The organism is Pedobacter flavus (genome assembly GCF_036324285.1).
Taxonomy (GTDB): Bacteria; Bacteroidota; Bacteroidia; order Sphingobacteriales; family Sphingobacteriaceae; genus Pedobacter; species Pedobacter flavus.
Window position 1 is genome coordinate 98,369 of sequence record NZ_JAZDQU010000002.1, and the last position, 25,849, is coordinate 124,217.

Annotated in this window: 21 protein-coding genes and 1 tRNA gene; 15 read left to right on the plus strand and 7 right to left on the minus strand. The window is 34.8% G+C overall.

From position 1 onward, the window contains the following. The first annotated feature begins 26 nt into the window (after positions 1-26). The gene (locus tag VRU49_RS06390) at positions 27-1,106 is read left to right on the plus strand and encodes a multicopper oxidase domain-containing protein (RefSeq protein WP_330145953.1); all 1,080 of its coding nucleotides are present in this window, start codon (positions 27-29) and stop codon (positions 1,104-1,106) included. Here the strand turns inward: VRU49_RS06390 and VRU49_RS06395 are convergent. Beyond that, entirely contained in the window at positions 1,056-1,901 is an 846-nt protein-coding gene (locus tag VRU49_RS06395) for an RteC domain-containing protein (protein WP_330145954.1), read from the minus strand. The two genes, VRU49_RS06390 and VRU49_RS06395, sit on opposite strands and share 51 nt — an antisense overlap. 693 nt (positions 1,902-2,594) lie before the next feature. On the opposite strand from VRU49_RS06395, the gene VRU49_RS06400 reads away from it, so the two are divergent. From VRU49_RS06400 to VRU49_RS06415, 4 genes are all read left to right on the plus strand, one after another. Beyond that, positions 2,595-2,774: a hypothetical protein gene (locus VRU49_RS06400; protein WP_330145955.1), complete on the plus strand. Its 180-nt coding sequence runs from the start codon at positions 2,595-2,597 to the stop codon at positions 2,772-2,774. Positions 2,775-3,498: 724 nt separating this feature from the next. Then, the gene (locus VRU49_RS06405; RefSeq protein ID WP_330145956.1) at positions 3,499-3,684 is read left to right on the plus strand and encodes a CsbD family protein; all 186 of its coding nucleotides are present in this window, start codon (positions 3,499-3,501) and stop codon (positions 3,682-3,684) included. 378 nt (positions 3,685-4,062) lie between these two features. Further along, positions 4,063-4,380 carry a GIY-YIG nuclease family protein gene (locus tag VRU49_RS06410; protein WP_330145957.1) on the plus strand — a complete coding sequence of 106 codons (318 nt, stop codon included), beginning with the start codon at positions 4,063-4,065 and terminating at the stop codon, positions 4,378-4,380. Between the two features lie 382 nt (positions 4,381-4,762). Further along, positions 4,763-4,918 carry a hypothetical protein gene (locus tag VRU49_RS06415; RefSeq protein WP_330145958.1) on the plus strand — a complete coding sequence of 52 codons (156 nt, stop codon included), beginning with the start codon at positions 4,763-4,765 and terminating at the stop codon, positions 4,916-4,918. 166 nt (positions 4,919-5,084) lie between these two features. On the opposite strand, the gene VRU49_RS06420 is transcribed toward VRU49_RS06415, so the two are convergent. Beyond that, positions 5,085-8,024 (minus strand): M16 family metallopeptidase, encoded by a 2,940-nt coding sequence (locus tag VRU49_RS06420; RefSeq protein WP_330145959.1) that lies wholly within the window; start codon positions 8,022-8,024, stop codon positions 5,085-5,087. A 120-nt stretch (positions 8,025-8,144) separates the two neighbouring features. On the opposite strand from VRU49_RS06420, the gene surE reads away from it, so the two are divergent. The 10 genes from surE to VRU49_RS06470 all read left to right on the plus strand — a co-directional run bounded on the left by surE (position 8,145) and on the right by VRU49_RS06470 (position 17,941). Further along, complete coding sequence (surE, locus tag VRU49_RS06425) at positions 8,145-8,993, plus strand: 5'/3'-nucleotidase SurE (RefSeq protein WP_330145960.1); 849 nt, start codon at positions 8,145-8,147, stop codon at positions 8,991-8,993. 3 nt (positions 8,994-8,996) lie between these two features. Then, positions 8,997-10,112 (plus strand): lipid-A-disaccharide synthase, encoded by a 1,116-nt coding sequence (gene lpxB / locus VRU49_RS06430; RefSeq protein ID WP_330145961.1) that lies wholly within the window; start codon positions 8,997-8,999, stop codon positions 10,110-10,112. Positions 10,113-10,602: 490 nt separating this feature from the next. Beyond that, on the plus strand, positions 10,603-12,345 hold the full coding sequence (locus VRU49_RS06435) for an RHS repeat domain-containing protein (RefSeq protein WP_330145962.1): 1,743 nt from the start codon (positions 10,603-10,605) through the stop codon (positions 12,343-12,345). A gap of 2 nt (positions 12,346-12,347) precedes the next feature. Next, on the plus strand, positions 12,348-12,716 hold the full coding sequence (locus VRU49_RS06440; protein ID WP_330145963.1) for a hypothetical protein: 369 nt from the start codon (positions 12,348-12,350) through the stop codon (positions 12,714-12,716). Continuing rightward, positions 12,700-12,891: a hypothetical protein gene (locus tag VRU49_RS06445; protein ID WP_330145964.1), complete on the plus strand. Its 192-nt coding sequence runs from the start codon at positions 12,700-12,702 to the stop codon at positions 12,889-12,891. Before VRU49_RS06440 ends, VRU49_RS06445 begins: the two co-directional genes overlap by 17 nt. 286 nt (positions 12,892-13,177) lie before the next feature. After that, on the plus strand, positions 13,178-15,478 hold the full coding sequence (locus tag VRU49_RS06450; RefSeq protein WP_330145965.1) for a GH92 family glycosyl hydrolase: 2,301 nt from the start codon (positions 13,178-13,180) through the stop codon (positions 15,476-15,478). 122 nt (positions 15,479-15,600) lie between these two features. Beyond that, positions 15,601-15,674 (plus strand) — tRNA-Ala (locus VRU49_RS06455). Between the two features lie 353 nt (positions 15,675-16,027). After that, complete coding sequence (locus VRU49_RS06460; RefSeq protein WP_330145966.1) at positions 16,028-16,576, plus strand: hypothetical protein; 549 nt, start codon at positions 16,028-16,030, stop codon at positions 16,574-16,576. A gap of 64 nt (positions 16,577-16,640) precedes the next feature. Then, positions 16,641-17,138 (plus strand): cupin domain-containing protein, encoded by a 498-nt coding sequence (locus VRU49_RS06465; RefSeq protein WP_330145967.1) that lies wholly within the window; start codon positions 16,641-16,643, stop codon positions 17,136-17,138. A 74-nt stretch (positions 17,139-17,212) separates the two neighbouring features. Continuing rightward, positions 17,213-17,941, plus strand: coding sequence for an acyl-CoA desaturase (locus tag VRU49_RS06470; protein ID WP_330145968.1), 729 nt, complete (start codon positions 17,213-17,215; stop codon positions 17,939-17,941). Between the two features lie 914 nt (positions 17,942-18,855). Here the strand turns inward: VRU49_RS06470 and VRU49_RS06475 are convergent. The 5 genes from VRU49_RS06475 to VRU49_RS06495 form a co-directional block, all read right to left on the minus strand. After that, positions 18,856-20,103, minus strand: coding sequence for a DEAD/DEAH box helicase (locus tag VRU49_RS06475; RefSeq protein ID WP_330145969.1), 1,248 nt, complete (start codon positions 20,101-20,103; stop codon positions 18,856-18,858). A 132-nt stretch (positions 20,104-20,235) separates the two neighbouring features. Next, the gene (locus VRU49_RS06480; protein WP_330145970.1) at positions 20,236-21,396 is read right to left on the minus strand and encodes a trans-sulfuration enzyme family protein; all 1,161 of its coding nucleotides are present in this window, start codon (positions 21,394-21,396) and stop codon (positions 20,236-20,238) included. Then, a complete protein-coding gene (locus tag VRU49_RS06485; protein ID WP_330145971.1) occupies positions 21,396-22,748 on the minus strand; it encodes an APC family permease in 1,353 nt (450 codons plus the stop codon). Before VRU49_RS06485 ends, VRU49_RS06480 begins: the two co-directional genes overlap by 1 nt. Before the next feature lie 95 nt (positions 22,749-22,843). Continuing rightward, the gene (locus VRU49_RS06490; RefSeq protein ID WP_330145972.1) at positions 22,844-23,128 is read right to left on the minus strand and encodes a helix-turn-helix domain-containing protein; all 285 of its coding nucleotides are present in this window, start codon (positions 23,126-23,128) and stop codon (positions 22,844-22,846) included. A gap of 89 nt (positions 23,129-23,217) precedes the next feature. After that, complete coding sequence (locus VRU49_RS06495; RefSeq protein WP_330145973.1) at positions 23,218-25,647, minus strand: AsmA family protein; 2,430 nt, start codon at positions 25,645-25,647, stop codon at positions 23,218-23,220. Between the last annotated feature and the right edge of the window lie 202 nt (positions 25,648-25,849).

Here is a 25,849-nt window from a genome sequence, read left to right on the forward strand (position 1 = left end):
ATATTATTAAGAAAAAACATATTGAAATGAAAACTAAAAAAAATATAATCCTATCGGCATTGATATTGATGCACCTAGGAATGTATGCTCAAACAGGGCATCTACCAGACGTTTCAAACCAGAAAAACAGTGATCACTCTCATAATAAGGGCGAGGAAAGCAAAGATCAGCAGTCGTATACGTGTCCTATGCACCCTGAAGTTAAATCCGACAAGCCAGGAAACTGTCCTAAATGCGGAATGAAACTAGTCCCAAAAGAAAACGGTGAAATGCACAATACCCATGGAAAAATGGATATGAATGTAAAAGACCAAAAAGTGATTCCGGTTCTTCCTAAAAAGAATATTAAGGGAGGGAAAGTAGTGAAATATGACCTTTTTGTAAAAGATACTATTGTTAATTATGGAGGAAAGCCAAAACGGGCTATCGCCGTTAATGGGCAAATTCCAATGCCTACACTCACTTTCACAGAGGGCGATACGGCTGAAATCGTTGTACATAATATGTTGGATGAAGAAACCGCTTTACATTGGCATGGCGTGTGGTTACCTAACAAAGAGGATGGTGTGCCTTGGCTTACACAGAAACCTATCCAGCCAGGTACAACGTATACCTACAGCTTTCCAATTATGCAGAATGGCACCCATTTTTATCATTCTCATTCCGGTTTTCAAGAACAAATCGGGATGTATGGTTCGTTTATTATGAAAAAGCGATTGGATGACCCAACTTTCAGAAAAGGTATTGATGACCTTCCCACTGTTCCTATAGTACTTAGTGAGTGGACTAACTTAGACCCAAATAATGTTCACCGGATGTTGCGTAATGCAAATGACTGGTCCGCTATTAAAAAAGGATCAACACAGAGCTATTTGGAAGCTATAGAGGAAGGGCATTTCAAAATTAAGGTGACGAATGAATGGAAACTTATGCTTGCCATGGATGTAAGCGATGTGTATTACGATAAATTTTTAATCAATGGAGGAGATGGACAACAACTTTCGCAATTTAAAGCGGGCGATAAAGTTAGATTAAGATTATCAAATGGTGGGGCTTCATCCTACTTTTGGGTGAACTATGCCGGGGGAAGCTCTAAGCTGGTCTAAAAATGCAGTTCGGGAACCGCTTCGGGTTTTCATTCGGTGGAAAGAGTGATGTATATCGTTTAAGGGAGTTCGGAATAACACCTGAAAAATCAAAGCTAATTTTCGGATGCCTACTTTTCCGTTTGCAATAGAATTTGAAGCATAAAGGGCATATATCAGTTCGATAAGCGCATTTTGAGAATTTGTCCACGAAATATCCTTGTTAGCATCCAAATTCTGCAAAATTGTATCGGGATTTTCTTCGGGATTGATTTTAGTAAGTACATAGGTATAAAGTAATTCATTCGCTACAATGTGGGCTATTTTGTTATCAAAATATGTTGAAAAGCTGAGATCAATTTCAAATACGGCACTCTTTAAACCATCATGATAGTTGATTTGTCCGAGCCTGAAATAACTGTGGTCACGGTCTGTTCTGCCAGCACGATAATACCTATAGAAATCCTCATTGCAAATACTTTCTTTATATTCTGATTTGAGACCTTTTAATAGATTTTCATAATAACTTTGATGTATTTTGCCATTGCTCACGGGGCAGGTTGTTTCGATGCGGAAGATTTTGTTATAGTAAATAAGCTTCCCTAAAATGTTTGGTTTAATGTTCTTGAAAAAATCAATCTCTTGTTGCTCATTTGCAAATCCATCCCGTAAGATTTGAGATTTTATTTCACATAGCATTTCCTTTAGAAATAAGGTCATTTGATAAGCCTCTTCCGGCATCTGCATCATTTGAGAAGAAAGTTTATCTTCCTGATACTGAATTTGCACTAATATTTTATTCAACACGATTTCCATAGCATAGTCTTTTAGAAGTTCTCACTATTTGTTCAGAGTTGGAACTATTGTTAACATGCCAAAATTTGGAAATAATAATGAGACCAATATCACAGATTACCCCCTATGGGGGAATTTTATTTATGGAAAGGGAACAAAAAAGGGTAAAGTAATAATATACCTTACCCAATTATTTAGTAGATTTGCATTAATGATTTACAAGGTAATCAAATGAAAGCGAGTGCAGTAAGCACCATTACTAAATCGTTACCGATAGTGTTTTTCACTCTTGTAAACTACTCATTATTAGCCGCTTTGGGCTATATTAATCTTTTTTAATAAAAATAATAAATATAAGCAAGCAGCGTTTGGCTTTTTCATAGGGAGATTAAATGTTAAAATTATGTTGCTCAAATTCGAGTGCATCTAATTGTAATGTGGGGAATTTACTGAACAAATATTACAGATATAATAATGTCAAGTAAAATACTTTTAAGAAGTGTTTTACCGATAATGTTCATGAGATTTAATTTTTTAAGAAATATCAGAAGCGATTTTCACTCATCAAGTAAGTTTAAGCTGTTGTATAAGGGCTTTTTAAAGCAAAATTAAAAATACTTAATTTCTGTTTGGTGTATTTTTTTTCAATATATACATTTTGTTAATTTAAAAGATTATTTATCGCAAAATCATCAAATCGATGTTTTTGAATTTGTGTCCAGTTATTATGATCCAAAGATTGCAGCAATGGGAGCTATTGCAATCAGACTTGATTATTTATATACTCAAGGTAAAGTTCTAGACTCGAACTCAATAGATTTAATAGGGATACAGCCTTTAGATCCTATAGCCAAGGGTGGATTAATAAATAATACCGAAAATATTGGTGTTTAAAGAATAATGTATGCGCAACCCGACCTTTGGGACTGTGCAATTAGAGCATTCGGAATAGCAGCTATTGCTGAGTACTGCTCTGGTAATTTGGATGAATAAGCTAAGAAGAAGGCTTTAAAGGGCACAATGAAAAAGACTTTATTTAAGGTAGCTTCGAGAACAATCTCATGGGTGGGTTGGGGAATTGCTTTATATGAATTTGGTGTTTGTATGGAGACATGGTAGAATTTAAATTTCGTTTAATATGAGTTATCTAGTTTATTATTTTATATTAATTTTGGGTGTGGGTTTTGCGATAATGAATCTTTTTACGCTCATTTCTATGCCACAAGAGTTTTTCTTAGAAATTAAAAATATAAGGTTGCTTTCAGTTATAAAATTATTATTAGTGATACTGATTGTTGTAGCCTCATTTTTAAAAGTCGTTGATGTAATATAGGAAAGTTAAGAAAGTCTGGAAAGATAACGACGATTAACCTTAGAGTTGGATGTGTACAAATCTGAAGTGTTGTCTCGTTTGTTCGATCGAACTTTCGACGTCTAGTTTCAGGCTCACAGATCTAGACATTTCTTAATTTAATAGGTTCTTCTGTCGGGTTCACAATTGGATTGAGTCGATTTTCTTTATCTTCTTCGCAAATCAAGGGATTTGTAATGTACCCTTCCAATTTTAAAAACATACTTGCTATTTTCTTGTTTTTAATTTACATCAAAACTTATAATTATGGATAAATTAGAAATTAAAGGAAAGTGGAATGAGCTTAAGGGAAAACTGAAAGCAGCTTACGGAGAACTTACAGACGATGATTTGAAATATGAAGAAGGAAAAGATGAAGAACTTCTTGGGAAAATCCAGCAGAAGACAGGGAAAGGAAGAGATGAGTTGGTAAAGTGGATCAAATCGTTATAGTATCACTAAATAAAAGAATCCCGAGCGTATAGCTCGGGATTTTTTGTTGGGGGTGTTATCCTGGAGTTGGCATATAAGCTTGTGGTTCCCTATGGAAGTACGCTCTCCGCCCTACGGCGAGATCCTTCGCATAGCTTCCCGAAGGGTCGGGATTTCGCTTCGCTCAACAGGATGACGGTCGGGTGGTGTTTTGCAAGATTTCCCGATTAGTCATCCTGAGGCCTAGCGTAGCGGCTGAAGGATCTCGCGGTAGCGCGATAGAAATTTTTTAAAAGGCACTTATTCTGTGATCTTAAGTTTTTCTTGATTTTTTCTACCCTCAAAAGTGTATTTATAAACCTATATTTTGTTTTTCTTAGTTTCTGGTGAAATTTACATATGAGTACAGAAGGATTTATCTATATTTTGACTAACAAAAGTAAAAGAGTATTGTATGTGGGAGTTACTTCTGATTTAAGAAGTAGAATTTGGGAACATTACAATAAAGTTTATGAGGGGTTCACCCGTAGATATAAAATAAAATTTCTGATTTATTATGAATTTCATGAAACTATTGAAGGAGCAATAGAAAGAGAAAAAGAAATAAAAGGGTGGAAACGAGATAGAAAGTTTAGTTTAGTAAAAGAGAAAAACAAGGAGTTACTCTTTTTAAATGATGAGATTAGTGATGATGTATATTCTTTGATAGAGGATTAAGGAATCTATTTTATTGTTCTTTGTTAGACTTATCTCGAGACGAGATACTTTCACCGCCCTAAGGCGAGATCTTTCGCTTTGCTTCCCGAGGGGTCGGGATTTCGCTACGTTCAACAGGTATAATGACCGGAGAGAATATTCACGAAATTTTCCTCGAATAACCCAGAACTCGTCATTCTGAGCACTAACGCAGTGTGCGAATGAATCTAGCGGTAGCGCGATAAGGAATATTATGAGTGCCAATTGAGCAGGGAGTATAATTCGGCCTACGCTTTTGCTGCGCAAGGCTTTCCACCCGCTCGTCGCCGCGGGATGGCTCCTTCTTTTGTCTTGATACAAAAGAAGCAAAAACTCAAGGCTGCCTAAAAATTACCTAAAAAATGTGCGTATTATACAACAGAAAAAGAACTCAGTTGCTGCGCTCCCTCAAACAGCTTTTTCTGAAAGAAAATTATTCAAAAGCACATTTTTCTTAACGGTATTTTTAGAAGGCCGTATAGCAGGGTACAGAGGAATTCTAGTAAGTATTTCTGGGTAGGTAAAAATCTAGCGTCCTTCGACGAGATCATTCGATCTACTTCCCGAAGAGTCGGGATTTCGCTTCCCACAATTTCTGCCCTCTGCTTTCCGCAGCTATATAAAAAAAACCTTGAACAAGTTGTCGCTTGTCCAAGGTTTTTTAAATTATAGAAACTTACGACTAACTAATAGCCAAAAATCTCTTTTAGACTTAAAACGGTTAACGGCCCAATTTTTTCAAGATCTTCTTTCTTAATTCTGTTTTCAGATCCAATTATAGAATAGGCATAAGGTTTGCCAGCAATATTTTCTTTGTAAAAATTATTAATGTCTGAGAAATTAAGCGTTTTTGCACGCTCATAAGTTGCTTTTCTCGAATCTACATTAGAGCCTAATTTTTTTTCTGCAAAGTAAGCAGAAAATATAGCATCTTTCTCAATTCTTGCACTTTCAAAGTTTTTAATCACATTCGATTTTGCACCGATAAACGATTTTTCATTATTTGGAAGTTCTGTTAAAAGCTCATTCATACCAGCAATGGCTTCGTTCATTTTGTCGGCCTGACTTCCAACATAAGCAATCATGGTATAAGGCTCATTCGCTTTTGCTGGTGAAGCATAAACAGCTTGTGTAGAATAGGCTAATGCTTTAGATTCTCTGATAACTTGGAATACTACAGATCCCATTCCGGCACCAAAATAAGCGTTAAACAAATCTATTTCAGCTTTTTTATTCGGGTCGTAGCGACTAGAATTTCTAGACCAATAGATCTCGGATTGTACCATGTCGTAGTTGGCAAAATAAACCTTGTTTTCTGTAGTAGGCTGATGCGTAAACTGAATAGCAGGTTCAAATGGAGTGAATTCTGTTGGAGTAAAGTGTAATTTGGCTATATCCTGACTAATTACATTTACTTCTTTAGGACCAAAATAAGTGATGGTATGTTCGTAATTGAACAGATTTTTTAGCAATTTAATTAAATCCTCACTTTTTACAGCCTTAATTTCTTCATCAGATAAAGTATAGTTGAAAGGATTTTTTGCGCCATAAATCGCATACGATCTTAAGCCCGACATGATACTGCTTTTATTTAATTTTGCATTTTCACGTTCTTTAAGCAAATTGTTTTTTAACGATTGAAGTGCAGTTTCGTTAGGTTGTAAGTTCTGAAAGATATGTTCAACCAAGCTCACAGCCTCATCAAAGTTCTCTTGTAATCCAGATATAGATATGCTGGTGTTTTCTGTTCCTACACTTAAATTATAGTTGCTGGCAATATTATAAAACTTTTTACTTAACTCTTCAGAGCTGTATTTATCAGTACCTAGGAATGGTAAATACCTAGATGCCAGCGATAAAAGTTTATAGTTATAAGTTCCAAATTCAAATCTATAGTTCATTCTATAGATGTTGTTATCCTGATTTTTAATGGCTAAAACTTGTGCATTTCTAGCTTTTCCTTTAGAAATATCTTTGTTAAAGTCTAAAAACTTAGGTTGAATTGGAGCAACCGGTGCTTCAATATTTTTTAAGGTAAACGCTGATGAATGATCTGCATTTGGGTTGATAGGGGTAATCTCAGGTTTTTCAACTTTTACAGATTCCTCATCCACGCCTTTTACTTTATAACCCACAATATAATTATCAGCAAAGAATTTATTGGCGAAAGCTACAATTTCTGCTTTGGTGATTTTACTTTGTGTATTTATTTCATTTAAAGCAGCGTCCCATTTTTCACCCTTATTGCTTACAAAAGATTCCATCAGGTAATCTGCTCTACTCGAGTTAAAATCAAAAGCCTGAATAAAGGATAGTTTTTTGTTGGCAATAGTGGCGCGCAATAATTGTTCGTCAAATTCTCCTTTTTTTAGTTTAGCAATTTCATCTAAAAGCAGTTTTTCTACATCTTGTAAAGTTTGACCTTGTTTTGGACGTGCATTTAAAGAGAAAATACCATAATCTTTTTGTGCGCTATACGAAGCAGATGCGCCTAAAGCTTTTTGTTGTTTGTTGATGTTTATATCAATTAATCCTGCTTTTCCATTATAAAGTATTGCAGCAATTAAATCAAGGATATGATTTTCTTTAGATAAATCTGCATAACCTCTATAGGCAATAATCATGCTTTCTGCCGAAGGACCTTTAACTTCTACACGTTGAATACCAACTAAAGGCTTTTCTGGAGCTGGGTTATAAGTTTGTAATTTTGGGTCGGGCTTCATATAGCTAAATGCTGCATCCACCTTTTTAATCATCTCATCAGGATTAAAATCGCCCGCAAATATTGCGGCCATGTTATTAGGAACATAGTACTTATTGTAATAGTTTCTAATTTCAACTAATGAAGGATTTTTTAAATGCTCAATGGTTCCGATAGTGGTTTGTTGACCATAATTATGAGTTGGAAATAATAAACTTCTAACTTTCTCTCCCAATTTACCATTATCGTTATCTAAACTTCTGTTTTTCTCTTCATATACGGCTTCTAATTCGGTATGGAAAATTCTAAACACCGGGTTTCTGAATCTTTCAGATTGTAAGGCTAAAAATTTATCGATAGAGTTTGAAGGAAAGTCTTCCATGTACACGGTTAACTCTGTTCCTGTTCCTGCATTGGTAGAATTTCCACCCATGGCGGTCATCATTTTATCGTATTCATTGGCAATAGAATAATTTGATGCTTCGAACGATACTTTATCTATCTCTTTGTAAATCTCTTTACGTTTTTCTGGGTCAGTAGTTTTATTATATTGCTCATAAAGCGCATCAATTTTATCTAAAAGAGGCTTCTCTTTAGCATAATCTAAGGTTCCAAATTTATCGGTTCCTTTAAATAACAAATGCTCCAAATAATGCGCTAAACCTGTTGCGTTTCTAGGGTCGGTATTGCTTCCTGCCCTTACCGTCATTCTATATTCTACTTCCGGTTTAGAATTGTTGGGAGAAAGAATAACTGTTAATCCATTTTTTAAAGTGTAAAATCTGGATTTAGAAGGGTCGTTGGTTACATATTTGTAAGTGTAGCCGCCAGATGTTGCTGTTTTCCATTGGTAACCCGTTTGGGCATACACCTGTTGGAAAGATAAAAACAGCAATAAGAAAGATAATAGTTGCTTTTTTTTCATCGTTAAATAATTTAGGTTGGATGTTGGGTGCGTTCTTTTTGACTGATAAACAGCATTAATATTGAAATTGGAAGCGCACGCTAGTCAAATATAGGATGTTATTTCGTATTTTTATACGCAATGAAAAAAGATATGAACAAACCAGTTATTTTAGTCGTAAACGACGATGGCATTACCGCTCCGGGTATTAAAAATTTAATTGAGGTGATGCAGCCTTTGGGTAGAGTTGTAGTGGTGGCACCAGACGGACCGCAGTCGGGTATGGGACATGCAATTACCATTGGTAAGCCATTGAGATTTGACCGGGTTGATTTATATCCAGGAGTAGAAATGTATAAATGCAGCGGTACTCCTGTTGATTGTGTGAAATTGGCTGTAAATAAGATTTTTAAAGGCAAGAAACCTGATATTTGTGTTTCTGGAATAAATCACGGCTTAAATAATTCTATCAATGTAATTTATTCTGGAACTATGTCGGCAGCTGTTGAAGGTGCAATAGAAGGAATTCCATCCATTGGCTTTTCATTAGACGATTTTAGTCAACAAGCAGATTTTTCATTTACGAAGCCTTTTATAAAAACCATTACAGAGCAAGTTTTGAAAAACGGGTTACCAGAGGCGACCTTATTAAACGTAAACTTTCCGAAGGGTGATGGATTAAAAGGAATTAAAATTTGTCGCCAGGCCAATGCCAAATGGTCAGAAGAATTCGAAGAGCGTTCAGATCCATATAATAGACCTTATTATTGGTTAACGGGTTACTTTCAAAATAACGATAAAGGAGAAGATACCGATGTTTGGGCCTTAGATAACGGTTATGTTTCTGTAGTTCCGGTTCAGTTTGATTTAACCGCTCACCATGCTATTCCAATTTTAAACCGATATGATTTTAAGGTTGAAGGCGTTAAGTCAACTCAAAATACACCCCCAACAACGCATCATTCATTAGACGGTAGTTCATTGGGCTAGTTTATGGCAAAATATTTTTTAGTAGCAGGTGAAGCATCAGGAGATTTGCATGGCGCCAATTTAATAAAGGCGATTAAAGCAAAAGATCCGCAGGCCGACATACAATTCTATGGTGGAGAGAAAATGCAAGCTCAAGGTGGGGTACTGTTAAAGCATTATGCCGACATGGCATTTATGGGCTTTACTGAAGTACTTATGAATCTTCGCACTATTTTTAAGAATATGGACAAATGCAAAAATGATATTGTGGCATTTGCTCCCGATGTGTTGGTGCTCATAGATTTTCCTGGTTTTAACTTAAAAATAGCCGAATTTGCAAAAAAGAAGGGCATAAAAACTTGTTATTATATTTCCCCAAAAGTGTGGGCTTGGAACCAAAAACGAGTTTTAAAAATTAAGCGAATTGTAGATAGAATGCTTTGTATTTTGCCTTTCGAAGTAGATTTTTATAAAGAATGGGGTTATGCTGTAGATTATGTAGGGAATCCGTTGATGGACGAAATTGAAGCCTTTAAAAAGGATCCTCATTTTGCAGATAAGCATAAAATCAATAAACCTATAATTGCCTTACTTCCTGGAAGTAGGAAGCAAGAAATAGAGCGCTTATTGCCCGAAATGTTAAAATTAGTTGAGCATTATCCAACATACGAATTTGTGATTTCAGGTGCTCCATCATTCGAGCCTAGTTATTATGATCAGTTTATAAATGGTAAACCCATTAAATTGGTATTTAATAATACTTATAATTTGGTAGCATCGGCAGACGCTGCTATTGTTGCTTCGGGAACCGCCACTTTGGAAACCGCATTATTAAAAACACCTCAAATTGTAGTCTATAAAGGCGGTGCTATCAGCATTGCAATCGCAAGAATGGTTGTAAAGATTCGTTTTATTTCGTTGGTGAATTTAATTGTAGATCGCAAAATAGTAACTGAATTAATCCAGCAAGATTTTAATCTTGCCAATACCACCGAAGAATTGGATTTGATATTGCAAGGAGCGGGACGTAAGCAGATGCTAGACGATTATGAAGCGTTGGCGCAACGTGTTGGTCCTGCTGGAGCTTCGGAGCGTGCGGCAAATATTATTGTTAGAGCGGCTTTAAATATTTCAATATGAATAAAAATGAGTAAGGGTGTACTTTAATTGAAAATATACCTTTAGATGGTTCTTATTCATTTGTTGGACTTAAGTTTATAATTTTATCGTTAATTAGTTTTACCTGTTAGATATTGTTATTTCTTTTTTATACCTTGTGTTAAAATTAATGTACAAAAATGAAAATTTTATCTACTTTCTCTCTAATGTGTTCAGGTTTATTAGCTTATGGGCAAAATAATTTCCCTGCAACAGGTAATGTTTATTTAGTGGATTATAAGAATTACTAAGTGCTAAATGTTTATGTTTAAGTATCAACCGACAGACTTGTAACCCTGCTGTATTACGATGATCAGGGTAGAATGGTTGAGTCGGTGGCAGGAAACACTCTGGGAGGAATGGACCGGATTAGAAACACCTATAACTTCGCCTCAGAGCTTATCTCCGCTGTACGTACCCATCAGCTTTTAGCAACACTACAACCATTGCTAATGCTTATCAGTACGACCACATGGGTAGAAGTTTAGCGGTAAAAGAGAAGATTAATGCTCAGGATGATATATGGCTCAACAGAATGGAGTACAATGGCATTGGTCAGTTAAAGCAGAAGCATCTGCATAGCACTAATGGAAGCTTCTTTTTACAAAACACCAAATATGCTTACAATGAACGCGGTTGGTTAAAAAGTAATGTGAGTAATGAATTTAGCTTTAAGCTGGGATATGACACACTTTCTACCCCTCAATACAATGGCAATATACGAGCCCAATTATGGGGAAGTGCTAACAGCTACCCAAATCAGTTTTTGTACAGCTATGATCAAATAAACCGCTTAACCAATGGTACCAGTACAGGTATTGTAATGAGTGAGGTGCTGAGTTACGACAGGATGGGTAATATTGCTAGCTTAAACAGAGATGCTGCAGGGGCAAGTACTTACAGCTATACAGGAAACCGCTTAAATGGTATTAGTGGAGGGAGCCTTACTACCGGTGCCTACAGCTATGATAATAATGGTAATGCAATAGTTGAGGGCAGATTAGGGGTAAGCATAACCTACAACTATTTAAACTTGCCAGTTACAGCTAGCAAATCTGGGCTAAGCATTGTTTATACCTATGATGCTACAGGCAACAAGCTAGCTAAAACAAGCACTGTTTCGCCTTCTACTACAGTAACTACGCATTATATAAGCGGAATACAATATACAGGCAGTACCATAGACTTTATTCAAAACGCAGAAGGCAGAGCCCTAAATAATGGAGGCAGTTTTGTGTATCAGTACAATTTGATAGACCACCTGGGTAATGTTAGATACAGCTTTGAAAACAATGGAGGAGCTATTAGAAAACTACAGCAAGACGACTACTATTCGTTTGGTTTAAGAAGAATTGTAAGTTCTGGAACAAATCTTTATCTTTATAACGGAAAGGAGTTGCAGGAGGAGTTAGGGCAATACGACTATGGCGCAAGGTTCTATGATCCGGTGATTGGGCGTTTTAATACGATAGACCCACTTGCTGAGCAAGGTAGAAGGTGGTCGCCTTATGCTTACGGAAAGAACAATCCCATTAAATATATTGATCCCGATGGGATGAGGCCTTTGGATTGGTACAGATCTAAAGACAAGTCAACTATACAATGGTTTGAGGGTAGTGGAGAGCAAGAAGGTTTTGATCACTTATTTGCGGCGGGAAAAGTAACTTCTTCCAGCGATCTTATGAGAAACAACGGTGTCAATTTAAATTCAGATGGAACAGCGACCGATGCTATTACGAATGAAGCTACTAATATTTCTAAAAGTGGTCAAACTACTATTATTTCTAAAAACAACGAAGCCATTGGAGCTGGATTATCTCTAAATGCAGGAATTGGTCTCTTTTATCAAGGGTTACAAATATCTGTAGGTCTTTTCGGTCCCCCAGGTAAGTTTGGGCAAGGCTATGTTTCAATTGCAACGCCTCGAAATCCGCTTTTTTTCGACGCTTCTGTATCTGCGCAAGTTTTAGTCGGATCTTCTACAACAGATCAATTAGATCTTTCAGGGAATGGAAGATCTTACGGTGCTGGTGTAGGGCCTATATCTGGCACATTTAATCAAGGACTTAATAGGCAAGGCGAAGTAACTAGTAATATATATGGTTTTGGCCCCTCTATAGGTGCTAAATATACTGGCGGAGGTTCGCAGACTAAAACTTTTACTTTTCCAATATTTATACCGAAGCTTTTTAATCCGGTAGGGGCTAGATTTTAATTATGAAAAAGAATTTTAAATATTTGTTATTTTTCTTAGGAATGGTTTTCACTTTATATCTTTTAATTCCTTTTAGAAATGAGAGGTGTTTTTGGCAGAAAAAGTTTGACTCAAAAGGAATAAATGGAAGAGTAGTCAAAAAAAAAATTGATAAGTCTGATCATTCAACTCCTATTTTAGAGCTTGAGAATTTAGAGACAGGTAAAGTGGATACCATTAGTTTTTTAGGAGAAAGATCCACAGTATTCAAGATTATAAAAGAATCAGACACGCTTTATAAAGCTATTGGTAGTAATCGTCTATATTTTATTAGAGGGAATGAAAAAAAAGTAATTGGAACAGTGAATTTTGGTTGTGACGGAAGAGAGTAAGTACAGAGGAATGACTGTTAATGAGCGACTATTTGTAGCTAAGTTATTTGATAAGTTTTATAATGCAGTTAGAGAAAAATATGTTGAAAAAGCCATTGCAATACTTAAAAAAGTGGAACTTACTGATGAATCAATAGATCCAATTCTAGAAAGTGTTGGATTGATAAATAAGTAGTCGTTCATATTATAGTACTTAATCCCATAAACACCCTAGAACTAAATTGGTCGGCGTGTTTTTGTTATGATCCTTTCTCTTTCCAAAATCTACGACCAGTTGTTTTTCAGTTACAGAGAAAAGTATTTCGTCGCTTATATAAAAGCCTGTGTTGCGTTACCATTCGCCCTGTAGCATGATTACGGGCACTTGATTTTAGTCAGTAGAATACTTGCTATAAACTTTTAGCTTATCGCTTTCCCTTTTCAAATTTATTCCATATAATAGTAAAATAATTATTTTTTTTATGCGCCAGTTATTATTAATTTTAATAGGTATCCTGTTTTATAAAACATCACATGCCCAACTTGTCTCCAAAGTAGAAGATCCTGTAGAATGGGTAAACCCGTTGATGGGTACCAACTCCAAACCAGAACTGTCTAATGGCAACACCTATCCCGCCATAGCAGTGCCTTGGGGCATGAATTTTTGGACACCGCAGACCGGTAAAATGGGCAATGGTTGGGCTTATAGATACGATGCCGATAAAATAAGAGGTTTTAAACAAACGCACCAACCATCGCCTTGGATGAACGATTATGGACAGTTTGTAATTATGCCAGTTACCGGAAAGCTTAAATTTAATGAAGACGATAGAGCCAGTTGGTTCAGCCATAAATCGGAAATTTCCAAACCTTATTATTATAGTGTTTATTTGGCAGATGCCGATGTAACCGCAGAAATTACACCCACAGAGCGTGCCGCACAATTTAGATTTACTTTCCCAAAAACCGACAGTGCTTTTGTGGTTGTAGATGCCCTAGATAAAGGGTCTTATATTAAGATTTTGCCTAAAGAGCGAAAAATTATTGGCTATACTTCAAAGTTTGCACGTGGTCCGCTTCCAAAGAATTTTAAAAATTATTTTATAATAGAATTTAGTAAATCATTTACCTTATCTAAAACCTGGAGAAAAAATACTCTGGTAAAGGATAGTTTAGAATTACTAAGCGATCATACTGGTGCTGTGATAGGTTTTAAAACGGCTAAAGCGGAGCAAGTAACCGCAAGAGTAGCTTCTTCATTTATTAGTTTTGAACAAGCGCAATTAAATTTAGATAGAGAACTGGCGAAAGATTCTTTTGATCAGACAAGAGAAAAAGCTAAGGCTGTATGGAATAAAACTTTATCGGCAATTTCTGTTGAAGGCGGTACAGTTGAGCAAACCAAAACTTTTTACTCTAGTTTTTATAGAACAGTTATGTTTCCGCACAAGATGTATGAGTTAGATGCTCAAAATAAAATTGTGCATTGGAGTCCATATAACGGACAAGTTTTACCTGGTTATATGTTTGCGGGAACAGGATTTTGGGATACATTTAGAGCATTATACCCATTTTTAAACCTATTGTACCCAAGTATAAACAAGGAAATGCAGGAAGGTTTATTAAATGCCTATAAAGAGGGAGGTTGGTTGCCCGAATGGAGTAGTCCGGCTTATGCCAATATTATGATTGGAAACAATTCTGCTTCTGTTGTATCTGAGGCTTATTTAAAAGGCTTGAGGGGATATGATATAGAAAAATTATATGAAGCCTTAATACACGGCGCCAATAATGAAGGGCCTATGACAGCCGTTGGTAGGGCTGGGGTAAAATACTATAATGAATTGGGCTATGTACCTTATGACGTTAAAATTAACGAGAATGCAGCCAGAACTTTAGAATATGCTTATGATGATTTTGCTATTTACCAATTAGGAAAAGCACTGGGTAAACCAAAATCGGAGACAGATTTATACCTACAAAGAAGCATGAACTACAAGAATTTGTTTGATCCTGCTACTGGATTAATGCGAGGTAAGAATAAAGACGGTTCGTTTCAATCGCCATTTAACCCGTTTAAATGGGGTGATGCATTTACTGAAGGAAATAGCTGGCATTATAGCTGGTCGGTTTTTCACGATGTAGAGGGATTGGCGCAACTTATGGGTGGACATAAGCAATTTGTGAATAAATTGGATAGTGTTTTTACCTTGCCGCCGATTTATGATGAATCTTATTATGGTGGAGTTATTCATGAGATCAGAGAAATGCAAATCGCCAACATGGGGCAATACGCTCATGGCAACCAACCCATACAGCATATGATTTACTTGTACAACTATGCAGGTGCGCCTTGGAAAGCGCAGTATTGGGTTAGGGAGACTATGGATAGAATGTATAATTCATCGCCAGATGGTTATTGCGGTGATGAAGACAACGGTCAGACCTCTGCCTGGTATATATTCTCTGCTATGGGATTTTATCCGGTTACACCAGCTTCAGATCAATATGTTCTAGGCGCTCCATTGTTTAAAAAAGTGACTGTAAATCTTGAAAACGGGAAAAAGATTGAAATAGATGCAGCTCAGAATTCTGCCACCAATAAATATGTTAAAGATTTATTGTACAATGGAAAAAGTTACCCAAATACTTGGTTAAGTCATAAGGAATTGATGAAAGGTGCGAAGTTAAATTTTGTATTGCAAGATCAACCGAATGAAAAGCGCGGTGTTGATCCGAATACTTTCCCATATAGTGTGAGTACTGATAAAAGCATTAAATAAATGGTTGTTTTAATAATTTGTTAAATTTAAAAGTTGGAAAAAAATTAATGGTTTGTTAATGAGTGGATTTATAACTCTGGTATTGGCAACTATATTTTAATTTATAAATTTGGACAAATTATGGGGGATTAGCTCATTTGGCTAGAGCGCTTGCCTGGCAGGCAAGAGGTGACCGGTTCGAATCCGGTATTCTCCACTGCTATAAAGCTCTTATACGTTGGTTTGAGGGCTTTTTTTGTGATTAATCCTATATGTGTAATCCATTCCCGCAATCGGGAGATCCTATGGCGTATTCCCTCATGATGATTTTTCCTGCTATAGTGGAATGAACTGAAGTAGTAGAATCTAACAAAACAAATCATTTAAACATGATTCGATAATGTTTATGCTATTCCAAAATTTTGAAAATTGATAATTAGAATTATTTAATCAATTACTATTTTGTTTTAATAACATATTTTAAAATGTAAAAAAGTTAAGTTCTTTTAATCCTATTAATTTTTAAACAATTATCATTAAATTACAAGCATCAAACAAAATATAAAATTCATGAAAACTTTAAAACTTTCCTTTTTAATGTTGTTGCTATCTAGCATCACTTTTGCTCAAAAGTTCAATCCAGAAATCAAAGATGGAAGTACCATGGGGGCATATGCCATTATGGGAGGTGATGAAATAGAAGTAGTTTTTACTTTATCTAAGAGTGATAATGGCCTGGGTATGAAATGGGCTGTTTTGGGATATGGTGAAGGCGTTTTTCAAATGTCGAAAGCGGCAGTAGAAAATGGGAAAAGTATTTTTGCCGGACAACCAGCGCCAGGAGTGGTTACATTAGGTGACCATGAAACTTTTGGATTGGTTTCTAAATCAGCATTTAAGCAGCTTAAAGAACAAAATACATTTGAATACAATAGTTTTAAGTTTTTAAACAAAGTGCCTTCAGAAACTTTTAAATTAAACGGCAAGGAAGCCGATGTTATGCATGTGGTATCTGAAAATGGCGCTATGAAATTATGGATTTTAAATAATCCAGATTTTCCATTAATTGTACAATCGAGCGGTATGCCCATTGATATCATCGTAACAGATATTAAGTAATTAGTAATTAGCCTTTTTAACTAAAATATAGGTTATTGCCAAATTATAATTAATTTTGTTTTTAATGAGAGACGAAAAAGATCTGCTTTTTGAAGGTATAGAACAAGGTTTAAGTCAAGAAGGATTTTCTATTGTTGAGAAAAATTTAAGGAAGCCTTGGGGTGGTTATTTCGTTATCGAAGAGCAGCAGGCACAACAATTTGCAGATAAATATTTTGATGGGTTAAGTATAGACGATTTAAAAATCGGAAATAAACTTAGTCCAAAAATATTAGTTGTTGCACCACAAAAAAGGCTTTCCTGGCAATATCACCATAGACGTGCTGAAATTTGGCAGGTAGTAACTGGTAAAGTGGGTATTTCTGTAAGTAATACCGATATAGAGGGCGAAATAAAAGTATATGGTCCAAAAGATCAGATTAAATTGAAACAAGGTGAGCGTCATCGTCTAATAGGTTTAGAAGACTGGGGCGTTGTAGCCGAGATTTGGCAACATACCGATGTTAATCATCCTTCCGATGAAGAAGATATTATAAGGCTTCAAGACGATTTCGGGAGATAATAAAATTCAAGTAACACATAAATTAATAAATAATACATCTCAGGAAACATTCCTGTTTCCTTTCTACACACTAAATGACAATTCTAATTTTCTTTCTGGCGCATTGGTTCTTATCCTTGTTTTGCCAAACTTTTTTCTTGCACAGGTATGCATCACACAAAATGTTTAAAATGCATCCTTTCTGGGAGAGGTTCTTTTACTTATTAACCTTCATTTCTCAAGGGTCATCATTTTTAAATCCACGCGCTTATGCTATTATGCACAGAATGCATCATGCTTATAGCGATACAGAAAAAGATCCACATTCGCCTCATTTTATAAAAGACGTATATGGGTTGATGATGAAGACAAAAAATATTTATCTAGATTATAGAAAATATAAAATAGAACCTGAACCTCAATTTATTGACCGTTATCCAAATTGGCCGTTTCTAGATAGATTTGCTGATGCTTGGCCTACCAGAATTGTTTTTATCGTATTATATAGTCTGTTTTACGTTCAATTTGCTACAGCTTGGTGGATGTGGTTATTATTGCCTATTCATTTTATTATGGGGCCTTTACATGGGGCTATCGTAAATTGGTGTGGACATAAATACGGTTATAGTAATCATGATAATGGTGATCATAGTAAAAATACCTTGCCTTTAGATTTTTTAATGTTAGGTGAATTGTTCCAAAACAATCACCATAAGAAACCTAATAATGCCAATTTTGCCTCCAAATGGTATGAGTTTGATCCAACTTATCCGGTGATGAAGGTGTTGCATTGGATGCGCATTATTACCATGAGGAAGATGTAAATTCGAAGTTTTTGATATAGAGGACCCTTAGTTTTAAGGGTCTTTTTTTGTTTTGTGGAGTTTGGTAGAGGATGACAGCAAGAAGGGTATTTTGCAAGATTCTTCGATTAGTCATTCTGAGCACCAACGCAGCGTGCGAATGAATCTCGCGGCAGCGCGATAAGAGCATCCTTTGTTAATGCTATACAAGTTACCTTCATCGCCCTTAGGCGAGATCCTCCGCTGTACTCTAGAATTATATTAAGAAGAGTCCGTCATCCTGAGGCCAACGCTTTTGCTACGCAAGGCTTTCCACCCGCTCGCCGCCGCGGGATGGCTCCTTCTTTTATCTTGATACAAAAGAAGCAAAAACTCAAGGCTGCCTAAAAATTACCTAAAAAATGTGCGTATTATACAACAGAAAAAGAACTCAGTTGCTGCGCTCCCTCAAACAGCTTTTTCTGAAAGAAAATTATTCAAAAGCACATTTTTCTTAACGGTATTTTTATAAGGCCGTATAGCAGGGTGCAGAGGTATTATGGAAGATAAAGTTTGTAATATTTTATGAGCGATAAAGCGGAGTCCGGACACTTCTAGAAAGTTATTCGACAATATCCTTTTGTTCGTCATTCTGAGCACCAACGCAGTGTGCGAATGAATCTCGCGGTAGCGCGATAAGGAAATCCTTTGTTAATGCTATACAAGTTACCTTCATCGCCCTTCGGCCAGATCCTTCGCATAGCTTCCCGAATGGTCGGGATTTCGCTTCGCTCAACAGGATGACAGCAGGAAGGGTATTTTGCAAGATTCTTCGATTAGTCATCCTGAGGCCTAGCTTAGCGGCTGAAGGATCCCGCGGCAGCGCAATACCTAAATTTATATTATTTCAAGAAAGTACATGACAAAAAAAGGCATCCTTTTGAGATGCCTTACATTTACCTTTTCTTAAAGGGCTTGCGCGGTTTCCCCGACAAATTCTCTCCCTTGCCTTTAGAAGGTCGTTGAGGTTTCCGCTTTACTTCCTTTTTAGCCAACATATTTTGCCAGTTTAAAGGGTAGGGGTGGTTGTCTACAATAGGAATAACCATCTTAATGGTTTTTTGGATGTCTAATAAATATTCGTTTTCTTCGGCATCGCAAAAAGAAATAGCAATACCAGCCGATCCAGCTCTTCCTGTACGCCCAATTCTATGCACATAACTTTCTGGGATATTAGGTAGATCATAATTTATAACATGTGTTAATTCATCTATGTCTATACCTCTAGCAGCAATATCTGTAGCTATTAAAACCTGAATACTTCTGTTTTTAAAATTAGTTAGTGCTCGTTGACGAGCGTTTTGCGATTTATCGCCATGTATGGCTTCAGTTTTAACACCAGCTTTATTCAAATCTCTAGCAATGCGATCTGCTCCATGTTTGGTTCTGGTAAAAACCAATACAGCAGGTACATTTAGTTCTTTTAATAAATGTAGTAATAGTTTCTTTTTGTCGGGTTTGTCAACAAAATAAACCGATTGCTGAATAGTTTCAGCGGTGGTTGCAGCTGGAGTAACTTCTACTTTTATTGGATTGTTTAAAATGGAATCTGCAAGTTTTTGTATTTCTGCAGGCATGGTAGCCGAGAAAAATAAAGTTTGCCTTTTAACAGGTAGCTTGCTGATTACTTTTTTAACATCGTGAATGAAACCCATATCTAGCATACGATCGGCTTCATCGAGTACAAAAAACTCTATATCTTTTAAATTTATAAATCCTTGATTTATTAAATCTAATAATCTTCCAGGTGTTGCAACTAAAATATCAACACCTCTTTTAAGTGCATCTGTTTGGGCTTGCTGACCAACCCCACCAAAAATAACCAGGTGCTTTAAATTTAGGTTACGGCCATACGCCACAAAACTTTCTTCTATTTGTATAGCAAGTTCTCTTGTTGGAGTAAGAACAAGGGCTTTTATTCCTCGTTTAGATTTGGTGTTTAAATGTTTTTCGTGTAGCAACTGCAACATTGGAATTGCAAATGCTGCGGTTTTTCCTGTTCCGGTTTGTGCACAACCTAATAAATCTTTTCCTTTAAGTATAGATGGAATAGATTGTTCTTGAATAGGAGTAGGGTTTGTATATCCTTCCTTTTTGAGCGATTCTAAAATCGGGTCAATTAGGTTTAAATCTTGAAATAGCAAATTATATGAGCTTGTTTTTAAATGAATTAATTAAAAGCCTAAATGATTAAAAGTTTTGAATATTGTTTTTATTTAGGCGCAATAATATTTACAAAAGTACAATAAATTTAGCAGATAGATATTTATTTAAAACTATATGACTTTAAAGGCACGCTCTAAGTCTTTAATTAGATACTCAGGCTCTTCTAATCCAATATAAATTCTGATTAATTTATGGCGCTCATTTGAAGGGTTAAATTCAGCGCGTTTTATACCAGCAACCGCTGGAATAATTAAGCTCTCGTGTCCACCCCAACTTACAGCCATCATTATATGCTTAAGCTGATTGCAGAATTCTTCAATTTGATTTGCATCTGCATTTTTTAAAATAATGCTGAATAGTCCACCCATACCTTTCATTTGTTTTTTAGCTATGGCATACGATGGGAGGGCAGGGTTAAATGGATAAAGTACCTTTTCTATTTTCGGGTGATTTTCTAGCCATTTGATTATGATCTCAGCATTTTTGGATATTTTTTCCATCCTAGTTGGAAAAGTTCTTAAACTTCTAATAAGCAACCAGGCATTTTGAGGTGCCATAGAAGCGCCAATATTCATATAATCTTTATCGAATATTCTTTTTATCAAATCTTTAGAACCTGTTACCACACCCGCTACCACATCGCTATGTCCGCCAAGATATTTTGTGGCAGATTGAGCCACTAAATCGATCCCAAGTGCAATCGGTTGCTGGTACAATGGAGAACAATAACTATTGTCGATCATAGTTAAAATGCCCCTCTTTTTAGCCATTTTAGAAATACTTTCTAAGTCTTGAACTTCAAAACTAAAAGTATTTGGACTCTCTAAATAGATAAGGCGGGTATTCGATTGAATAGCATTTTCAATTGCATCTGGTTGACTGCCATCTACAAACGTACAGTTTACACCAAATCTTGGTAAAAGCTCAGTAAACAATTTTATTGTCCAGCTGTATGGATTTTCAACACAAATAACATGATCTCCAGCTTTTAGTAAAGCAATAACTGGAATTGCAATTGCAGCAATACCGCTTCCAAATACTAAGGCATCTTCTGCTCCGTCTAAAGCTGCCAATTTTTTCCTCAGGATATCTATTGTAGGATTCATCCCTCTGGAATATAAATTCCCTTTAAACTCGTCTTCGAAAGCTGTTCTTAATTTATCTACTGTATCGAATTTAAAATTACTTGTCTGAATAATAGGTGGAGCTATTGCATTAAAATAGTTTTCTCTTTCTTCACCTAATTCATTAAGAATGTACGATAAATCCATTATGCAGTCGTATTTTTTTTGCTGTTGAAATATTTAGAGATAAAGTAAATGACAATAAAAATTAAGAAAATTAATATGCCATTTAATGCCGCTTTAGGATCGTCATTATAAATACTTACTGCAACAAATAGATAGGCACTAATAAATATAATGGGTAATAATGGATATAATTTCATTGAATAGATTGTGTTTTTATCTAAATGAGCAGTTTTTTTGCGCAAATAAAAGATAGAAGCGGCAGAGAACATCATGCCAACACCGTCTAAAAATATTGTATAATTAAGAATTTGGTCGAATGTTTTGGCATAAAATAATGTTAAAATAGAAAGCAATGTGAAAAGCGTTAAACTAACAATCATTACATCGTGTTTTTTAGTCTTTTTTGTGAAAATAGCAGGTAGTGCTTTTTCTTCGCCCATGGCATACATAACCCTAGGATTGCTTAATAAATTAACATTTACATAGCCTAAAACAGATAAGAAAATTAATACAGATAGAACCGTAAATCCTATTTCGCCAAAAATTGCACCTGCTAAGATTGCTGCAATACTTTCTGCAGATTTTAATTGTTCGAAACCAATAACATGTACATAAGCGTAATTTATTGCCATATAAAGTGCAATGATGATAATTAACCCCACGATTATAGACCTAGGCATTACTTTTTTTGCATCTTTTACCTCTCCGCCAAAATTTATAGTTTGCTGGTAGCCACCAAAACTAAATGAAACAGCAATTAAACAAAGTCCTAATGCCTTTCCGTAATCACTCCAAATAGGAGCACTACCATCGGTAGTAGAAAATAAGGGTGTAATATTAGTAGTTTGTTCACCAAAAAACACAGATCCAATTAATGTAATTACCATAACTAATTTAATTATGGTTAGTATATTTTGAGTTTTAGAACTGGTTTTTAAACCTAGAAGGTTAATGGTATAAAAGATAATTATGCTCACGGCCGCGATTAAAATGCGGTATTCCTGCGTTTGCATTTCCGGACTTAGTATAACTTTACTAAGGTATTCTGCTCCAATTAAGGAAACACCGGCAACAGATGCAGCGTTCGAAACAACTATTATACAGTTAATTCCAAATGCTATAGAAGGGTGATAGCAGACAGAAAATATTTTATAATATCCACCAGTTACTGGATATCTAGAGCCAATTTCGGCATAAGTTAAAGCCCCACAAAGTGCGATAAAGCCACCTATTATCCATGCTAAGAAAAATAACTCTGGGATTTGAGCCTTTGCGGCCACATTTACGGGAGTTCTGAAAATCCCCATTCCAATAACAAGACTTACTACGATCATAGAAAGATCGAATAAGGAAAGCTGTTTCTTTTGTTCCATTTTGCGAGTAACCGTGAATTTTGTTGAAAAGTAGGAAATTTTTCGATTAAAATTTCATCATTATAAAGAAATATAGCAGAGCTGAAGTAAATAAATTACTTCTTAATTGCTTTTCTGTTTTTTCGTAATAAATGATGTTTTGGGATTTCGATGGGAATATTCATGACTTCCATTGGTTGTACTTCTAAAGCTTTGCAAACAGCTATTAAATTTTTAATAGACATGTTATTGTTGCCTCGCATTATTCTGTAAACCTGGCTATAACTTAGGCCTGTACGATCTTGGATATCTTCAAGGGTTATTTTCTTTGAATTACTAATTGCCCACAAATTGGCTCTTAATAATTTAAGGAAGTTATCTTCGAAGTTTTGTTCGCCCATTGAACAAAAAGAAGATTTATTTAGGATTTTTATTATTCCATATTTGGCATATTTATGCTAAAAATAACCTTTCGCAGTGAATTGGATGCTTACTTATTTTTGTCTTTATTATTCCTTGCCAATTTAAATTTTACACCTCCGTTATCATTATCAATAGCTCTTAATTTTATAACCAACCCTTTTAAACGTTGTTCTTTTTTTTCCTTCTCGGTTAAACCTAAATCTTTCTCTGGATTGCGAAGTGGTATTTCTAAAAATAGGTCTGTTCCATTTTTTAAACCATAAGTCCCTTCAACATTCATGTTTATAACACTTGAACTGATTTCCATTGGGTTGATTTTAATTTTATCCCCATTTATATTTAGGCTACCGTCAAGTTTTTTCATTCTAATATTAGAAAAATCTCTGTTTGCAAATGCAAATTTTCCAGCTTTAATCATAGGTTCAAAATTTAAAAGGGCAGCATTTCTTAGATTAAAATTTACATTTCCTGATAATGATTTGGGTAATATGATTCCATTGTTGGTAATTGATCCAAAAATTTGAGTTTGAGCGGATAGAAATCCGCTTATGTTCTTTTCGGTAATTGAAGTTTGACCAAAATTATCGAATGCATGGAAAAACTCTTTTATGTTGACATTTTTTATTTGGGATTTTATATTGAATCTATTGTTTTTTCCGGTGTTTTTTAAATCACCGATAACTATTATTGAGCCACCCGCATGTCCTACGCTAACATTATTTAAATAAACCGCTGTACCCACCATAGAAATATTTGCCTTTAAATTCTTGGCTATAAACTTTTTATAGATGGCTTTATTTACATTTATATTGAGCTGTATTTTAGATTGCTCTAGAACATCCATCAATTGATTTATAAAATGGTTTTGTTGGAGTGTTGATTTCTTAACTGATTTTTTATTTCTTGGGTTTAAAACAGGTAATAGTTCATTTAAATGTAAGTGCGGACTGTTTAATTGTGCTGAAACTATAATATTCTCAGGGTCAGTATAATAGAAATTCAGGAAGTTTTTTATGTTTAAATCTAAACTAACCTGGCTCTTTCCTAACTGCAATTTACTATTACTAAAAAACAAGTCTTTATTGTTAAAGGTTAAAGTTAAAGCGGGATTTATAATTTTTGTTTTGGTTGGAATATGAATTAAATGAACGTTCTTAAGTTCAATTTTGCCATTAATTTCGGGTTTGATAAATTTAAAATTATCTATATCGGCTTTACAAAACAGACTAAAACTTACCTCACCTTTCTTAAAATCTAAGGTTTTACTATCCATACCTTTATTAAGTCGGTCAATAGGAAATTTAGATTTTACTCTACCAATTGCAATTGGTTGTTCTAAATTTTTAATTAAAAAAGTATCAATTGAAATTGGAATATTAAAGTAGTTAGCACTTAATTTATTAAACTCTATAACTGAATTTGCGTCGCCAATAGGTAAATTTCTATTCTGTTGATTGGTGAACTTTCCTATAAAATTTGCGCTTTCTAATTGACCGGAAGGGAATTTAACGATTGAATTTTGAGTTTCAATAATTACTTTAATTAATGGATCATTGTTTTTTCCACTACCATCGTCAATAATATTTCCATTTACGGAAATTGGTTTATTGACATTAAATTTTGCTAATTTTTTAGAGATATTTGGGGAAAGAAGATTAGCTATTTCGCTGAAAAGTACAGATTTGGATTTAATACCGATGTTAAATCCTCCTTTTTCAATATTTATTAAAGCACCTATAGTGAACTTATTGTTTCCGATTGCTAGTAAATTGGGTTGTACTTGAATTTGCTTACTTAGCTTATTGTATTCAAATTCTATAGTGCCACTTAAATTTTTGTTTTTTAGAAAACTACCTTTATCTGTATTAAATGAAAAGCTATTTACTATCGTGTTTAGCTCTATTTTTCCTTTAAATCCACTTAAGGGATATTTAATATTTCCAAAGAGTTTTTGAATATTGAAATCGAAATTTTTTCGTTTTGCTAAATTTTGAAGCTTAAAATGTACGTTCTTAAAATCAATATTTTTGATTTCAAAATCTTCATTTTTATTAGAATTTGTTGTTTTTTCTTTTTCCGCTTTATCGAATGTAGAGAGGTTGCTGTAACCGAGATTATCTGTAAAAATATTTATTTCGGCATCATGGATTAGAATTCTATTGAGATTTGTTTTTCCTGTTAGAAATGAAAATAAATTAAGCGTGAGGTGAATTTTTTTTGCATGGATTAGGTCGTGTTGATGATTCTTCCATAAACTATCTCTGAGGACTACCTCATTAAGCGTAATAGATACTGAGGGAAATCCTCTAAATAAATTAGGTTCCATACTTTTTACAGCTATAGAACCATTAATGTTTTTATTGATTTGATTAATGATTTGGCTTAATATCTTCTCTTTGTTTTTGGAAATATAAACACCACCACCTACCCATATTATAATTAAAAAAATTACACCAAAAATTAATGTTTTAAAGGTTATTGATAGCCATTTGTTCATATTCTAAGTAATAATGGAAGTAGGAATTTAGTCTTTAGAATTAGGTGTGTTTTATGTAAAACGTTACTGATCACTGAGTTAACGGTAATTAAATATAAGTATTTTATGTAATAAAAATCCGCAATACAATTTATTTTAGGCTGTTTTTGTTGAAATGTTAAAAACTTTAGACTAAAAAATCAAAAAATAATTGATTTTGTGT

Coding starts and splice junctions, on each gene's coding strand:
- surE (WP_330145960.1), top strand. CDS start 8,145: ATGAAAAAAGATATGAACAAACCAGTTATTTTAGTCGTAAACGACGAT.
- VRU49_RS06405 (WP_330145956.1), top strand. CDS start 3,499: ATGGATAAATTAGAAATTAAAGGAAAGTGGAATGAGCTTAAGGGAAAA.
- VRU49_RS06390 (WP_330145953.1), top strand. CDS start 27: ATGAAAACTAAAAAAAATATAATCCTATCGGCATTGATATTGATGCAC.
- VRU49_RS06480 (WP_330145970.1), bottom strand. CDS start 21,396: ATGGATTTATCGTACATTCTTAATGAATTAGGTGAAGAAAGAGAAAAC.
- VRU49_RS06465 (WP_330145967.1), top strand. CDS start 16,641: ATGAGAGACGAAAAAGATCTGCTTTTTGAAGGTATAGAACAAGGTTTA.
- VRU49_RS06495 (WP_330145973.1), bottom strand. CDS start 25,647: ATGAACAAATGGCTATCAATAACCTTTAAAACATTAATTTTTGGTGTA.
- VRU49_RS06460 (WP_330145966.1), top strand. CDS start 16,028: ATGAAAACTTTAAAACTTTCCTTTTTAATGTTGTTGCTATCTAGCATC.
- VRU49_RS06410 (WP_330145957.1), top strand. CDS start 4,063: ATGAGTACAGAAGGATTTATCTATATTTTGACTAACAAAAGTAAAAGA.
- VRU49_RS06450 (WP_330145965.1), top strand. CDS start 13,178: ATGCGCCAGTTATTATTAATTTTAATAGGTATCCTGTTTTATAAAACA.
- VRU49_RS06395 (WP_330145954.1), bottom strand. CDS start 1,901: ATGGAAATCGTGTTGAATAAAATATTAGTGCAAATTCAGTATCAGGAA.
- VRU49_RS06485 (WP_330145971.1), bottom strand. CDS start 22,748: ATGGAACAAAAGAAACAGCTTTCCTTATTCGATCTTTCTATGATCGTA.
- VRU49_RS06490 (WP_330145972.1), bottom strand. CDS start 23,128: ATGGGCGAACAAAACTTCGAAGATAACTTCCTTAAATTATTAAGAGCC.
- VRU49_RS06435 (WP_330145962.1), top strand. CDS start 10,603: ATGGGTAGAAGTTTAGCGGTAAAAGAGAAGATTAATGCTCAGGATGAT.
- VRU49_RS06470 (WP_330145968.1), top strand. CDS start 17,213: ATGACAATTCTAATTTTCTTTCTGGCGCATTGGTTCTTATCCTTGTTT.
- lpxB (WP_330145961.1), top strand. CDS start 8,997: ATGGCAAAATATTTTTTAGTAGCAGGTGAAGCATCAGGAGATTTGCAT.
- VRU49_RS06440 (WP_330145963.1), top strand. CDS start 12,348: ATGAAAAAGAATTTTAAATATTTGTTATTTTTCTTAGGAATGGTTTTC.
- VRU49_RS06420 (WP_330145959.1), bottom strand. CDS start 8,024: ATGAAAAAAAAGCAACTATTATCTTTCTTATTGCTGTTTTTATCTTTC.